Origin of the sequence: Catenulispora sp. GAS73 (genome assembly GCF_041262085.1) — a bacterium.
Classification (GTDB): Bacteria; Actinomycetota; Actinomycetes; order Streptomycetales; family Catenulisporaceae; genus Catenulispora.
Genome location: NZ_JBGCCM010000065.1, coordinates 23076 through 36655, shown reverse-complemented (window position 1 = coordinate 36655; position 13580 = coordinate 23076). Strand labels below are relative to the sequence as shown.

Sequence of the window (13580 nt, the reverse complement as noted above, 5' to 3'; positions counted from 1 at the left end):
CAGACCTGCGCAACACCACGACGTCGGCAAAACCGTCAAACGCGAACTCAGCCTCACTGCCAGGCAGAATGCGGCAGTAGGTTAAAGAACAAGCTTAGAGACCGCGCTGTGGTTGCTGTATCCCATGATTTGCGCGACCTCGGTGAGCTTGGTAACGCCGCTGGAGAGTAGCACCACTACCTCGCGGTCACGCTCGTTCAGCAGCGCCAGGAAGTCGCTGGTGGCCATGTATCCCACCACCTCGGTCTCGGGGCCCTGGACGGGAATGTTGTCGGTCAGCTCGACGAACCGCACCTTGGCCTTCGACCGTCAGCGGTAGGGCTTGCGCTCGAAGTCTTCCCGGGCGTGCGTCCACCGCTCGGAGAAGTCCTCTTCGACGCGGTTGGAACGGACCGCGTCCAAGGTGTCTCGCAGCCGGCCGTGGCGGTCAGCGGCCTCTACCGTCCGCTCCACCGCGTCTGCGGCTTCCTCCTCGCCGCACCAGACGTATCCGCCCATGCGTGGGTTGGCGCGTACCGTACCCTCGAAGAGGGTTCCGTCGGTGTAGTACACGGGGTGGGCGACGACGCCCTTGTCGACCTCCGAGAACGTCCCCAGCTCGCGCTGGATCACGTCGGTCACCATCCAAAAGTCGAGGTTGTGGACGAGCAACCGGATCGGGTCCGATGCCGAGAAACCGCTCAGAGACGAAGTGGGGAACAGGTGCCGCCACACCGTAGCGGCCCAGGCCCGGGCGAGCCGACGCTCGAAGTCCTCGGGCAGGTAGCGGTCGACCCGAGTGGAGTCCATCAGGAACGGTCACTGGCCGGCCTGCAGTATCGGCATGCCGTAGCGCTCGAGGGTTGCCGTGGGCAGTAGGTGAAACAGTGGGGCGTGCTCGAAGTATCAGGAATGGGTACGCGGCACGACAGTGATGTTGATGTCGCCCTGATCGGCCAGCTCGGCGATCGGTGATGGGAGCTCCTCCTCATCGAAGATCAGGCGGCGGAACTGCGCTGCCTCCCGCTTCATGTTCCACTTCGCCACGGCCAGATCCAGCATTCGATCCTCATCGCCGCGGCCGTAGTCGTTGATCGGGAGCGTGACGTACTCAGCGGGCTCTGGCTCCGCGGTCCGCAGGACCGCGGCGAACATCATGCCGGTGGAGATGTTACGCAGCGCCGGATGCCAGCCGGGGTCGGCCATGTGGTCGTCGAGAGCCAGGAACGCCATGTCCCGCCGGTAGGCGTCGTCGTCATCCGTCTCGCGATCGTGCTCTGCGCTCATGGTGGTTGCCGCCATCGCGGTCTCAGTGTCCGCCTTCACATCCCCGTTACGACACTACCGCCCGTATTCATTCCACCCGCGCCGCACCAATTTTTCGGCATGCCCCCCGCGCGGTGGTCTCGAACGTTCGGCAGGGCCACACGCTGGCCGCGACATTCTTGCCAGCATTCGAGTGCACCGGAGGAAGCGAGCCGCGGTGCTCACTGATGCCGAGAAATCCGCTGGTCACGGGTCCTGCTCTGACCTTCGGCACGACTTAGGAAGACTTGACCGAACAGTCAACGTGGCGCTATCAAGTCAACTCTTAGACAACTCTTCGGCGGACCTCGCAATTTTCCAGAGCGGAGTTCATGGGGGTCTTCGGTAGCCGAGGCAGGCTGGCGCGGATGAGGGAAGTAGGTGGTTGACATGTTGCAGGACCAGCGGAAGCAAGGGTGTTCGGCGGGCGAGATGGCGGGTTCGCGAATCCGGCTCGTGGAGGGCTCGTTCGGCTCGGCGTCCGCGGCTGGCGTGGTGTTGGGCTCGAGCGGCGCAGCGAAGGCCGTGGGTTCGTGGCAGGTGGCTGGTCTGCCGGTGGTGTTGGATGTGCCGTCGGCGGGGCCGTTGTTGGGGATCGGGCGGACGCGGGCGTATCGGTTGGCGCGTTCGGGTGTGTTCCCGTGTCAGGTGTTCCGTGTCGGCCGCTCCTGGCGGGTCCCGACGGCGGACTTGCTGGCGCTGTTGGGGCTGACCGGGTCGTCTGAGGCGCCGGCCTCCGAAGGTGTCATGGCGCTGGACGGCAATTCCCCACAGTGCAGTGGTACGTCTGGTCGCCGAACTGCGGTGCGTCCGGTCGCCAGCCCGCGTCGGGTCGGGTGATGGCCATATCCGCAGGTTCGGTGTTCAAGAGGTGCAGTTGCCGTAGGCCGGTGCTGGACGCCGACGGGGCACCTGTGGTGGACGCCTCCGGCAAGCCGAAGATGAAGCGCGTCGGCAAAACGTGTCCGAAGTTGCGCAACAGTTCGGGGTGGAGTTCACATCACGGCACCTGGCATTTCCAACTGGAGTTCACCGTGGCCGAGGTCGGGCGTCAGGTGGTCGCGCGCGGCGGCCTGGCCAGCAGGGCCGAGGCAGAGGAGCAGCTGGCCGTGGTGCGCGATCTGCTGCGCCTGGCCGATCGGGTCGGTGCCGGGTCGCAGGAGATCGGGGTCCTGCGGGTCGAGATTGCCAAGCGGATCCGCCAGGATCTGGCCGGCTGCGGTCGACTGCCCAGTGCGGAGGAGGTGTCGCGGGCCATCCGCGCGGGGCAGCCGTTGAACGGGTTCGTGACGGTCGGACAGTGGTTGACGGACTGGCTGGCCGGGAAGTCGGCGTTGTCGGCCAGTACCCGTCGGATCTACGAGTCGCATCTGCGGAACTACCTGATTCCTACCTCGGCCACGTCCGGCTGGACAAGCTGCGCACCTCGCAAGTCTCCGCCATGTTCACCGGGATCGAGGTGAGGTCGCAGACCGCGGCGGCCGACAATGCCGCCCGGCGTGAGGTGGAAGCCGCGGCGAAGGCGGCCTGGCACCGTGGCGACAGGACGGCGTGGCGGCAGGCCCGGGAACAGCTGGCGGCGATGCCCGGATATCGGCGCCCGTGCGGGGCCTCGACCCGGCAGCGAATCCGGGCCACGCTGCGCTCGGCCCTGACCGCGGCCCGGCGCGAGCAGTTGGTGACGGTGAACGTCGCCGCCTTGGTGGAGATGCCGCCGGGGGAGTCGGCCAAGGCCCGGGTGTGGACTGAGGGGCGGGTGGCACGGTGGCGTGCGACCGGTGAGGTGCCGTCGTCGGTGATGGTGTGGACCCCGGAGCAGACCGCGAAGTTCTTGGACCGTGCCGCCCGGCATGAGTTCTACGCGCTGTTCCTGCTGTTGGCGTTCACCGGGATGCGCCGGGGCGAGGCGGTCGGGCTGTGTTGGACGGATATCGATGTGGAGGCGAAGTCCGCGCAGATTGTACGGCAGGTAGTGCTGATCGGCTGGGCCACACAAGTCAAAGCTCCGAAGACCGACGCCGGCTCGCGCACCGTCATGGTCACTGACGAGATCGTCCAAGAGCTGGACGTACTGCGCCGGCGGCAGCAGACCGCCCGGGCCGCCGCAGGCGAGGCGTGGACGGACACCGGATTCGTGTTCACTCGGGCGGACGGGACTCACCTGCACCCGGCTTGGGCGTCGGCGTGGTTCAAACAGTTGACGCGGGAGGCGTGCCTGCCGCCGATCCGGCTGCACGACCTTCGGCACGGGGCGGCGTCGCTGATGCTGGCCGCGGGCGTGGACATCAAAGTGGTCGCCGACGTGCTGGGGCATTCCGGCACCGGCATCACCCGGGATATCTACACCTCGGTGTTCGCCCCGCTCAAGTGGCAGGCGATTGACGCGGTGGCCGCGCTGCTGGCCGCCAACAAGCCAACCGCGCCGACGACACCGGCTCGACGGCAGGCCGGCCGCAGCACCGCGTCGACCAACCGCGCTGGCGCGCACCGTCGCAGCCGTTCCACGACGGCCGGGAAGGAGGATCGCACAGGATTGTCTAAGGTATGAGCGGCACCAGGCCGCGAGCTGGCCATCAGAGCAGGAGAAGGATGAAGAATGGGAAACCGCAGGTCGGAGCAGGTGTTTGGAGTCGTTCCCTGGTCCACGCTCTGGTCCACCGACCTCGGCGCCCGATATGCCCATATCCCGCGGATCATAATCCGCGTGAATCAGAGCAGAGTCGAAGCCCTCTGACTCCGCAGACCACGGCCGCTCCTCGGCGGAACCTGGTCCAATCCTGGTCCACGCCCCTGACGGATCGTCAAGAGGTTCAACCTCTTCAAGGTAAAAAACACAAAACCCCAGCTCACGGGTATGAGCTGGGGTCTGCTACGGGTGCGCCGCCAGGGACTTGAACCCCGAACCCGCGGATTAAGAGTCCGCTGCTCTGCCGATTGAGCTAGCGGCGCCTGATCTTGCCGGTGTCGCGTTGACGGGTGAAACATTAGCAGACCACCTGCCGTGGCTCGAAATCGTTAACCGGAGGTGGGGGGTTCGGCCATGTCGTGGCCATCGTGGGGGTGCGCGGGGTGTAACAGGGCCGTTGCCGACTTATTACTCGTCCTTGGCGCTTTCGGTGCGGCGGGGTGGCATGGTCGGTGTCATGAGTGGTGGATATGGTGGCTGGACCCCGCAGGAGCCCGGTGAATGGCGGCCGCAGGAGCCCGAGCCCACTGTCGAGCTGCGGCCGCCTTCGGGGTGGGAGCGGCTGCGGGGGCGGTTGCCGGGGGGCCGGCGGGACGGGGGTGGTTCGGGTGGTCCTGGGGGCCCTGGTTATCCGGGTGGGCCCGGTTATCCGGATGGGCCCGGTGGGCCGCGGCCGCCGAAGGTGCGGCGGTTCAGCTGGCCGAAGCGGATCTTGGCCGGTGCGGTGGTGCTGGTGTTGCTCGTCGGGGGGTATGCGACGTGGCTCTACTTCCATGCTTCGGGGCAGATCCAGCATGAGAATGTGATCTCCGACTACCCGGGGCGGCCCGCTCAGGGCAAGGGGACGAACTGGCTGTTGGTCGGTAGTGACAGCCGGGAGGGGCTCACGCGGGACCAGCAGGACGCGCTGCACACCGGGACCGGGGCGGTGACCGGCGACACGTCGCGGACCGACTCGATGATGATCCTGCACTCCGGGTCGAACGGGAACTCGCTCATCAGCCTGCCGCGCGACTCCTACGTCACCATCCCGGCGTGGACCGACAGCACGGGCAAGCAGCACAAGGAGTCGAAGAACAAGCTCAACGCCGCCTACGCCTTCGGGAACGCGCCGCTGCTCATCAAGACCATCGAGGTCACCACCGGGGTGCACATCGACCACTTCGCCGAGGTCGGGTTCGGCGGCTTCGTGAAGGTCACCGACGCCGTCGGCGGGGTGAACCTGTGCCTGGACAAGCCGATCCAGGACCAGCTGTCCGGGGCCAACCTCAAGGCCGGCTGCCAGACCCTCAACGGTGCCCAGGCCCTGGCCTACGTGCGGGAGCGCTACGCCGACCCGCTCGGCGACATCGGCCGCATGCAGCGTCAGCGCACCTTCCTGGCGGCCCTGGCGCACAAGGTGTCCTCCACGGGAGTGATCCTGAACCCGTTCAAGCTGGTCCCGGTGTTGGACAACTCGCTGGCCGCGTTCAAGGTGAACGACGGCACCAGCCTGGGCGACCTCTACGACATGTTCCAGAACATGAAGGGCGTCAGCGACGGCAGCGGCCACACCGTCGTGGTGCCGATCGCCACCGACAACTACAACGTGCCCGGAGTCGGGTCCAGCATCCTGTGGGACAAGACGAAGGCCGCCCAGCTGTGGAGCGCGGTGATCAACGACACCACGATGCCGAACCTCCCGGCGACGTGACGGACTGCCGGAACAGACGCGGGGCGGGCTGGATCAGTCCACGACCTCGCCGGCCGTGACACCTTTCTCCGTGTCGACGGCGGCGGTGCCGACTTTGCCGTTGGTGCCGCCGCCGTCCGCGGAGCCCTGAGCGGGGATGACGACCGGCGCCGCGGCCGGCTCCGTCCTGGCGGGCGCCGCGGCCGGTTCCGCCGCCGCAGCAGCACCCGCCGCAGCACCACCCGCCGCGGCCGGCTCCGGCGCCGCGTCCAGCCCCCGAACCCGCCGGAACGACGTCGCGAGCACCCCGGCGTACACCGCCGCGCACACCAGGTACGGCAGCCGTCCGCTCGACTCGGCCAGCGCCCCGCCGATGAGTGTGCCGGCCGTCCCGGCGGCGTAGATCACCGTCTGGTAGCCGCCGGTCATCCGGCCGAGCATCTCGCGCGGCACCAGGCGCATGCGCGCCGTGGTCAGGCTGACGCTGATGATCAGCACCGCGGAGGCGTCCATCGCCAGCCCGACCGACATCTGCGGGCCGCTGTGCGCGGTGCCCAGCAGTAGCTCGCCGACGATCCCGAACACCAGGCTCACCAGCACCGCCGACGACGTCCGCAGCGTGGCCACCCGGCCGATGGACAGCATCACGGCCACCGCCGCGACGTTCCCGGCCGCCAGCGTCCAGCCGAAGGCGGTCTTGTCCAGCCCGACCGTGTGCGTGCCGAGCACCACGATCGCCGCGACCGAACCGGCCTGCGCCACCGTCATCGTGCCGATCATCCCGGCCATCAGCCGCATCGGTCCGGAGCTGAAGGAGATGCGCACTCCGTCCTTCACCTCGGTGATCAGACGCCGATCAGGTTTGGGCTCGGGGCGGGGGCGGGTGCTCGGCAGCCGCAGCGCGGCCAGGACCGCGGCCGCCACCGCGAACGAGCCGGCGTCGATGATCAGCGGCAGCTGCCGGCCGGTGGCGTACAGCAGGCCGCCGAAGCCCGGTCCGATCACGAACGCGATCACCGTGTTGCAGGCCCGCAGCCAGGTGTTGGCCGGGCGGAAGTGCTTGGGTTCCACCACGTCGGCCAGCAGCGCGCCGTTCGCGCAGGTGAACAGGGTCCCCAGCGCGTCGGCCAGGAACGCGATGACGATCAGCGAGATCAGCCCGAGGTGGTTTTCGGCGACCAGCACCGCGGCGACCGCGAACAGCACGGCCTGCGCGACGTTGGTGGCCACCGCCGTGATCCGGGCGTTCCAGCGGTCGGCCAGCGCCCCGGCCGGCAGCGACAGCAGCATCGGCGCCAGGCGCTGGGTGACGATCACCGCCGCGATCCCCAGCGGCGAGCCGGTGAGCCCGGCGGCCAGCAGCGGGAACCCGACGACGATCAGGCCGTCCCCGAGCCAGGACACCGCCCCGGCGGCCAGATACCACCAGAAATGCCGGGGGAGGGGATCCTTGTCAGGCTTGGCCATGCTCCCCATCCCCCGCTGTCGACGCCGAGCCTCGGCGAGCTCCGCCGGATTCGTGTCGATCGGCGTCGTGTCAATACACTCATGCTCGTGACACTGGGTGACCAGGCGTGCCACGGTACGTCAATGTACTCTCACCGCAGGTTCTTGTGAACACTTCGGTGATCACCAGTGAACACCCTTGCGGGTGAACTTTCTTGACACTGCGCGTGAGCTCTGTATTTACCGAGGGCGGTCGTCAACCCGTGATAAGCCGCACCGCACCGGCGAAGACCGCCGGCAGCGCCCCGGCCGCCGGCACGATGCGCGGGCCGAGCAGCGGGTTGCGGCGGGCCGCCAGCAGTCCGGCGGTCAACAGGTTCGAGCGGCGCGAGACCTGGCGCCACCGGCGCTCGTAGTCGGCGGGCCGCCCGGCCGCCAGGCACGCCGCGAGCGCCCGGGCCTGGGCCAGCCCGACGCTGATGCCCTCGCCGGTCAGCGCGTCGACGTAGCCCGAGGCGTCCCCGACCAGCAGCACCCTGCCGCCCGGCGCGACCCGGCGGCGCACGGCCTGCCGCAGCGGCCCGGCGCCGCGCACCGGCCCGGCGGTCGCCCCCGCGAGCCGGTCGCGCAGCTCCGGGAACTCCGCCAGCCGGTCCTCGAAGCCGGCGCCGGGCGGTCCGAGGATCGCCACGCCGACCAGGCCGTCGTCCACCGGCGTGACATACGCCTCCGAACCGGCCGACCAGTGCACCTCGACGAAGTCGGTCCACGGCGCGGTCTGGAAGTGCCTGCGCAGTCCGTAGCGCGCGTGCCGGGCCGGCGTCGGCTCCAGGCCGCAGACGCGGCGGATGGGGGAGTGCAGGCCGTCGGCGGCCACCAGGTAGCGCACTGTGATGCCCGAGGCCTCCACAGAGCCGGCGGACTGACGGAACTCGGTCACGCGCTCCGGCACCATCTCCACCCCGCTGCTCTCGGCCCTCTTGGCCAGTGCCGTGTGCAGCACCGTTCTGCGCACGCCGCGTCCGGGGCCGCTGCGGAACTCCGCGTCCACGCTGTGCCCCGCGTCGCGATACCGGATCCCGCGCAGCTGCCGGCCTGCCGGATCGACACCGAGCGCCCCCAGGGCGGCCACGGCGGGCGGCATCAGCCCCTCGCCGCACGCCTTGTCGATCGGCCCGCTCCGGGGCTCCGCGACGACCGTGGAGAGCCCCGCCTCGGCCGCGTAGCACGCCGTCGCGAGCCCGATCGGGCCGCCGCCGACGACCAGGACGTCGACGTCGAACACAGACCTCACGGCGTCGCGCTCAGGGCTCTGATCTCGCACCGCAGCCGAACGGTCAGCAACCACGCGTTCAGTGCCGTGAACACCGACGCCGTCACCCACGCCGAACCCGCCAGCGGCAACGCGAAGCCCTCCACCACGACCGCGACGTAGTTCGGATGCGCGAACCACCGATACGGCCCGGAGTCCACCAAAGACAGCCCCGGCACCACGATCACCCGCGTGTTCCACCGGTTTCCCAGGGTCCTGATGCACCACCACCGCAGCCCCTGCGAGGCCACGGCGAGCACCAGCATGGGAATCCCGAGCGCCGGGACGAACGACCGGTGCGCGACCGCCGGCTCGATCAGACACCCGGCCAACAGCCCGGTGTGCAGCAGCACCATCGGCGGATAGTGTCCGCGTCCGCTCTCCACGCCGCCGCGCGCCAGGCTCCACGCCGCGTTCCGCTTGGCCACCACCAGTTCGGCGAGCCGTTCGAAGCACGTCGCGATCACCAGCGCGTAGTAGACGATCATCCGAGCCGCTCCAGCAACAGCAGCTCGATGCTCACGCCGGGCCCGAGACCCACGACCACGATCGGGCCCGGTTCCGTGTCCGGCGCGGCCAGTTCCTTGCCCAGCACGTGCACGATCGAGGCCGAGGACATGTTCCCGGTCTCGGCCAGCGCCGCGCGGGCCGTGGCCACCTGTGCCTCCGGCAGCTCCAGCGAGTCGCGCACCGCGTCGATCACCTTCGGGCCGCCGGGGTGCACGACCCAGGCGGCGACATCAGGGACCTGTAATCCGTGGTCGGCCAGGAACCGTTTGACCACGCCGCCGAGCTCCCGCTCCACGACCTCGGCGAGCTCGGTGGTCAGCACGATGCGGAAGCCCTGCGGGCCCAGGTGCCAGCCCAGGACGTCGTGGGTGTTCGGGCACAGCTCGCTGCGGGTCGCGACGATCCGGACGTTCGAGGCGCCCCGGTTGGCACCGCGCACCACCACCGCTCCGGCGCCGTCCCCGAACAAGGCACTGACCACGAGATCGGGCACCGTCGGGTTGACCAGCGGCACGCTGAGCGAGCACAGCTCGACCGCCAGCAGTACCGCCGTGTGGTCCGGCCACGCCCGCAGATAGTCGTGGATCCGCGCCAGCCCCGCCGCGCCGCCCACGCAGCCCAGCCCGAACATAGGGACCCGTTTCACGTCCGGCCGCATCCCGAGCCGCGGCACCAGCCGGGCGTCCAGCGACGGCACCGAGACGCCGGTCACCGACGTGGTGACGAACAGGTCCACGTCCTCCGCGGTGACCCCCGCCTGGCGCAGGGCGTCCTCGACCGCCCGCTCGCCGAGCTCGGTGGCGTGCTCGATGTAGGTGTCGTTGACGCTGTCGATCCCGTCCAACCGCCGGTAGCCGGTCAGCGGGAGCACGGTGTGCCGGGTCTGGATCCCGGCGTTCGAGGACAGCCGGTCCAGCAGCGCCCGCCGGGTCGGCGGGAGCGCGCACAACTCCGCGGTGGCCGCGGCCAGCTCGTCCTGTCGGTAGCGGTGGGAGGGGAGAGCCGAAGTGACTGCCGCGATGCGGGACACCCTCACGCTCCCTGTCCGGTCGCACGGAACTGCTGACGCGGGCGCGTCAGGTTACCCGGTACCCGGGGCCGGGCCGAATAATGCGCACGTCTTGATGAATGCGGCGTGTCAGGTGTGTCAATGGCTTCAAGACAGCGACGGTTTCAGGACAGCGGCACCCCGCCGAGCACGAACATCGCCACGTCGATCCCGGCGATCGCCAGCGCGGCGAAGAACGGCGCGCGGCCCTCGCCGCTGATCCCCAGCCAGGCCAGCAGCGCCGCGACCGCGAAGCCCAGCCACAGCCAGGGCGATCCGGCGATCGCCAGGAACCCCGAGGCGCCGAGTAAGAGCAGGACCGTGATGATCCGTACGAATCCGGCGCCGAAGCGGTCCGCCAGCACGTTCGGCAGCCCCCGCACGCCGGCCATCCGGTCGCCCTCCAGGTCCGGCAGCGCGTTCGCCAGGTGGCCCCCGACGCCCAGCAGCACCGCCGCGGCCAGCACCCCGGGCCGGGCCGACGGCACGCCGGGCGCGGTGCTGGTCGCGAACTCCGGGATCAGCCCGAACCCGACGGCGTAGGCGAGGCCTGACACCGGTGTGATCTTCAGCCCCGCGTTGTAGAACCAGCCCGCCGCCATCTGGGCGACGTCCACGGTCCCGCAGGCCGTGTTGATCGAGAACGCGAGCAGAATCGAGGCCGCGACTGCGATGATCGCCGCGACCAGCACCGTGCGCTGCGAGATGACCCCGGAGACGATCGGTTTGTCGGTCCGGCCGGCCATCGCGTCGCGCGGGGCGTCGAAGTAGTCGTTCGACCACCCGATGGACATCTCGCCGAGCAGCACCGCCGGGATCGCCGCGGCCGGCCCCAGACCGTGCGGGGCGGCCTGCGCGATCAACGCCGCGAACATCGCCGTGATGGCTAACGAGGGCAGCGGATGGCAGGTACGGAACAGGGCTTTGAGGATCGGCATCAAGTTCTCCTCGACGGGGGTAAGCAAGGACCATGCGACTGGCGCTGCGTGGCGACAACACTCTGGAGCGCGCGGCCCTGCGCGCCAACCTAGTCCCGACTCCCGCCGCCGAGGCATGGGGAGGTATGGCGGCCTCTGGCGTGTTGGTGGCGGCGGTGCGGACCGGGGTGGTCGCACGCCTGGCGAGCGCGCCGGCCCGCACCGAGGACATCGCGCGGGACCTGTGCCTGGCGCCGACGCCGACCCGGCTGCTCGTGGACTGCCTGATCGCCGCCGGGCACGCGCGCCGCGCCCGCGACGGCACGGTGCGGCTGGCCCGCCGCGACCGGCGCTGGCTGGACCCGGAGTCCGAGGTCGGCGTGGCACGGTTCGTGAACGCCTGCGGCGACTACTTCGACTGGTGGCGGGACCTGGACCGGTTGATAGAGACCGGCGCTTCCGTCGAGCACCATGAGCGGGCCCCGGACGACCCCTACTGGCGCCGCTACGTCCTGGGCCAGCTGGACCTGGCGCGGCTGTCGGCCCCCGAGGTGGCGCGCCGGCTGGTGCTGCCTTCGGGCGCGGGCAGCGTCCTGGACGTCGGCGGCGGCCACGGCTGGTACTCGGCCACACTGTGCCGCCGCCATGCCGCCCTCACCGCGACAGTGCTGGACCTACCGGGCAGCGTGCGGGTCGGACGCGAGGTGATCGAGGCCGCCGGCCTGGCGCACCGGGTGACCTTCGCCGAGGGCGACGCGCGCTTCGCGGAGTTCCCCGAGGGCCAGGACGCGGTCCTGTGCTTCAACCTGCTGCACCACCTCACCGAGAGCGAGATCCCGGCGCTGCTCGCGCGCGCCGCCAAGGCCCTGAAACCCGGCGGCACGCTGGCCGTCCTGGACGCCTTCGCCGACCCGCCACGCCCCGCCCGCCTTCGGGGCCGGGCCCGCGCCAACGCAGCCGCCACGCACCTGGCGCTGTTCGTCCGACTGACATCCGGATCGACCGTCCACACCCCGGCGGAGCTCCAAAGCTGGCTGCGCGGTGCCGGATTCGACCCGGCACGCCGGGTACGTTCCGCCCGGATCCCCGGTCTGGCGCTCTACCAGGCCTGTAAGAGTTGGTGAGCGTGTTACCGTGCGTTCAGTCGGTACCAGGCCGATCGGGCGGCACGAAGGGGACAGGGACATCCGATGCTGGCAGCGCAGCGGCAGGCGCGGATCCTCGAAGAGGTCCAGCGGACCGGAGGCGTGCGGGTCAACGATCTGACGCGCCTGCTCGGCGTGTCGGACATGACCGTGCGCCGGGACCTGGACGTCCTGGACTCGCGCGGACTCCTGACGAAGGTCCACGGCGGCGCCACAGTGCGCCGCGCCGGATCCACCGACGAGCCGGCCTTCACGGTCAAGGCCGAGATGGAGCAACCGGCCAAGGACGCGATCGCCCGCAAAGCGGCGGAACTCGTCCGCCCCGGCACCGCCATCGGCATCAGCGGCGGCAGCACGACCTACACCCTGGCCAGGCACCTGGTAGGAGTACCGGACCTGACGGTGGTCACGAACTCCCTCCGGGTCGCGGACGTCCTCCACGCCCACGAGAGCGCCAACCCCGGCAACAACCAAACGGTGATCCTCACCGGCGGCATGCGCACCCCCTCAGAAGCACTGGTCGGCCCGATAGCAGTCCAGGCCATCCGCACCCTGCACCTGGACCAAGTCTTCCTCGGCGTCTACGGCATGGACGCCGCCGCCGGCTACACCAGCCCGAACCTGATGGAATCCGAGACCAACCGAGCCCTGGTCTCCGCGGCCCGCAACCTGGTCGTCGTCGCCGACCACACAAAGTGGGGCGTGGTCGGCCTCTCGGCCTTCGCCGGCCTAGGCGACGCGGCGGTACTGGTGACCGACGACGGCCTACCACGCGAAGCCCGCGAGGTACTGGTCGAAGAGGTCGGCGAACTGGTGCTGGCCGAGCGCGACGAGTGAGGCGGGACGCGTCGGCCTGAGGATGGTCGCCAGCGGCCACGGTGGTGACGGGCCAGCGCGGCCGGCCACGTGGTGAGTCGTGTCCGACCGGACCATGCGGGGTGTTGGTTCTGGGTCCCTCGCCGCGTCGGCGGGCTCTGCCAACCTGCCCGGGCCGGTGGTGTCCAGCCGAACGGAGACCGACCACAGCAGCAGCGATGCGGCTGGACACCACCGGACCGGGCTGGTTCCGTCTACGGCGACGACGCGGCGAGGGACCCAGAACCCGGCGACCACAAGCAGCGACCGCCAGCAGACAGCGCAACGCAGGCAACAGCGTGAAGGAAGCCGACCAGTCGCGGGCCGCCGCCAAACAGCCGGACGCGCGGGTCGCCCCCTCGCTGTAGAGCGCCCGCCGGAGGCCTCAAGGTGCCCACCACGCCCGACGATTGCCGCCTACGCAACGTGTGCGCAGTGACTCGGACCTGTGCGCGGTTGTGAACACGAACACCGCCAGCCGCCAGCGCAACCAGCGGGTCTCAACCGAACTGCGTCCCCCCGCGAGGCCATCAACCCCTGCGCGAAGCCGTAAAAATCGCCTGTAAACACACAGACCAACCGCACTGCCACAAATACCTGAACAGCCGCGCGGTCGTTCCGACGAACACCACCACCCGCCAACGCAACCCGCGGCACACCATCGACTGCGCCACCTCCACCCCACGTAAAACCCACGTTGCCGCA

14 protein-coding genes and 1 tRNA gene are annotated in these 13580 nt (G+C 69.8%); 6 read left to right on the top strand and 9 right to left on the bottom strand.

The window, feature by feature from the left end; genetic code table 11:
- Positions 1 to 81: 81 nt before the first annotated feature.
- The 3 genes from ABH935_RS49095 to ABH935_RS49085 form a co-directional block, all read right to left on the bottom strand.
- Positions 82 to 294 (bottom strand): hypothetical protein, encoded by a 213-nt coding sequence (locus tag ABH935_RS49095; protein WP_370384913.1) that lies wholly within the window; start codon positions 292 to 294, stop codon positions 82 to 84.
- 15 nt (positions 295 to 309) lie between these two features.
- On the bottom strand, positions 310 to 789 hold the full coding sequence (locus ABH935_RS49090) for a hypothetical protein (protein WP_370384912.1): 480 nt from the start codon (positions 787 to 789) through the stop codon (positions 310 to 312).
- Between the two features lie 96 nt (positions 790 to 885).
- Positions 886 to 1266, bottom strand: coding sequence for a hypothetical protein (locus ABH935_RS49085; RefSeq protein WP_370384911.1), 381 nt, complete (start codon positions 1264 to 1266; stop codon positions 886 to 888).
- 408 nt (positions 1267 to 1674) lie between these two features.
- Between ABH935_RS49085 and ABH935_RS49080 the strand changes: the two genes are divergently transcribed.
- Genes ABH935_RS49080 through ABH935_RS49070 form a run of 3 tightly spaced genes read left to right on the top strand, consistent with a single transcriptional unit; the run spans position 1675 to position 3832 of the window.
- Positions 1675 to 2124: a helix-turn-helix domain-containing protein gene (locus ABH935_RS49080; RefSeq protein WP_370384910.1), complete on the top strand. Its 450-nt coding sequence runs from the start codon at positions 1675 to 1677 to the stop codon at positions 2122 to 2124.
- A 50-nt stretch (positions 2125 to 2174) separates the two neighbouring features.
- A complete protein-coding gene (locus ABH935_RS49075) occupies positions 2175 to 2747 on the top strand; it encodes a hypothetical protein (RefSeq protein ID WP_370384909.1) in 573 nt (190 codons plus the stop codon).
- Positions 2726 to 3832: a site-specific integrase gene (locus tag ABH935_RS49070; protein ID WP_370384908.1), complete on the top strand. Its 1107-nt coding sequence runs from the start codon at positions 2726 to 2728 to the stop codon at positions 3830 to 3832. Before ABH935_RS49075 ends, ABH935_RS49070 begins: the two co-directional genes overlap by 22 nt.
- A 328-nt stretch (positions 3833 to 4160) precedes the next feature.
- On the opposite strand, the gene ABH935_RS49065 is transcribed toward ABH935_RS49070, so the two are convergent.
- A tRNA-Lys gene (locus tag ABH935_RS49065) sits at positions 4161 to 4233 on the bottom strand.
- Between the two features lie 449 nt (positions 4234 to 4682).
- Between ABH935_RS49065 and ABH935_RS49060 the strand changes: the two genes are divergently transcribed.
- A complete protein-coding gene (locus ABH935_RS49060) occupies positions 4683 to 5663 on the top strand; it encodes an LCP family protein (RefSeq protein ID WP_370384907.1) in 981 nt (326 codons plus the stop codon).
- A gap of 33 nt (positions 5664 to 5696) precedes the next feature.
- Here ABH935_RS49060 and ABH935_RS49055 read toward each other — a convergent pair whose 3' ends face one another.
- The 5 genes from ABH935_RS49055 to ABH935_RS49035 all read right to left on the bottom strand — a co-directional run bounded on the left by ABH935_RS49055 (position 5697) and on the right by ABH935_RS49035 (position 10896).
- Positions 5697 to 7109, bottom strand: a complete 1413-nt coding sequence (locus ABH935_RS49055) for an MFS transporter (RefSeq protein WP_370384906.1) — start codon at positions 7107 to 7109, stop codon at positions 5697 to 5699.
- A gap of 235 nt (positions 7110 to 7344) precedes the next feature.
- On the bottom strand, positions 7345 to 8382 hold the full coding sequence (locus ABH935_RS49050; RefSeq protein WP_370384905.1) for an NAD(P)/FAD-dependent oxidoreductase: 1038 nt from the start codon (positions 8380 to 8382) through the stop codon (positions 7345 to 7347).
- Positions 8379 to 8888: an isoprenylcysteine carboxyl methyltransferase family protein gene (locus ABH935_RS49045; RefSeq protein WP_370384904.1), complete on the bottom strand. Its 510-nt coding sequence runs from the start codon at positions 8886 to 8888 to the stop codon at positions 8379 to 8381. The genes ABH935_RS49050 and ABH935_RS49045 overlap by 4 nt, the downstream gene beginning before the upstream one ends.
- On the bottom strand, positions 8885 to 9940 hold the full coding sequence (locus tag ABH935_RS49040) for a type III polyketide synthase (protein WP_370384903.1): 1056 nt from the start codon (positions 9938 to 9940) through the stop codon (positions 8885 to 8887). The genes ABH935_RS49045 and ABH935_RS49040 overlap by 4 nt, the downstream gene beginning before the upstream one ends.
- A 143-nt stretch (positions 9941 to 10083) precedes the next feature.
- Entirely contained in the window at positions 10084 to 10896 is an 813-nt protein-coding gene (locus tag ABH935_RS49035; RefSeq protein ID WP_370384902.1) for a UbiA family prenyltransferase, read from the bottom strand.
- A gap of 32 nt (positions 10897 to 10928) precedes the next feature.
- On the opposite strand from ABH935_RS49035, the gene ABH935_RS49030 reads away from it, so the two are divergent.
- Together ABH935_RS49030 and ABH935_RS49025 are read left to right on the top strand one after the other, a co-directional pair.
- Positions 10929 to 11999 (top strand): class I SAM-dependent methyltransferase, encoded by a 1071-nt coding sequence (locus ABH935_RS49030; RefSeq protein ID WP_370384901.1) that lies wholly within the window; start codon positions 10929 to 10931, stop codon positions 11997 to 11999.
- Between the two features lie 66 nt (positions 12000 to 12065).
- On the top strand, positions 12066 to 12857 hold the full coding sequence (locus tag ABH935_RS49025; protein ID WP_370384900.1) for a DeoR/GlpR family DNA-binding transcription regulator: 792 nt from the start codon (positions 12066 to 12068) through the stop codon (positions 12855 to 12857).
- Positions 12858 to 13580 lie beyond the last annotated feature (723 nt).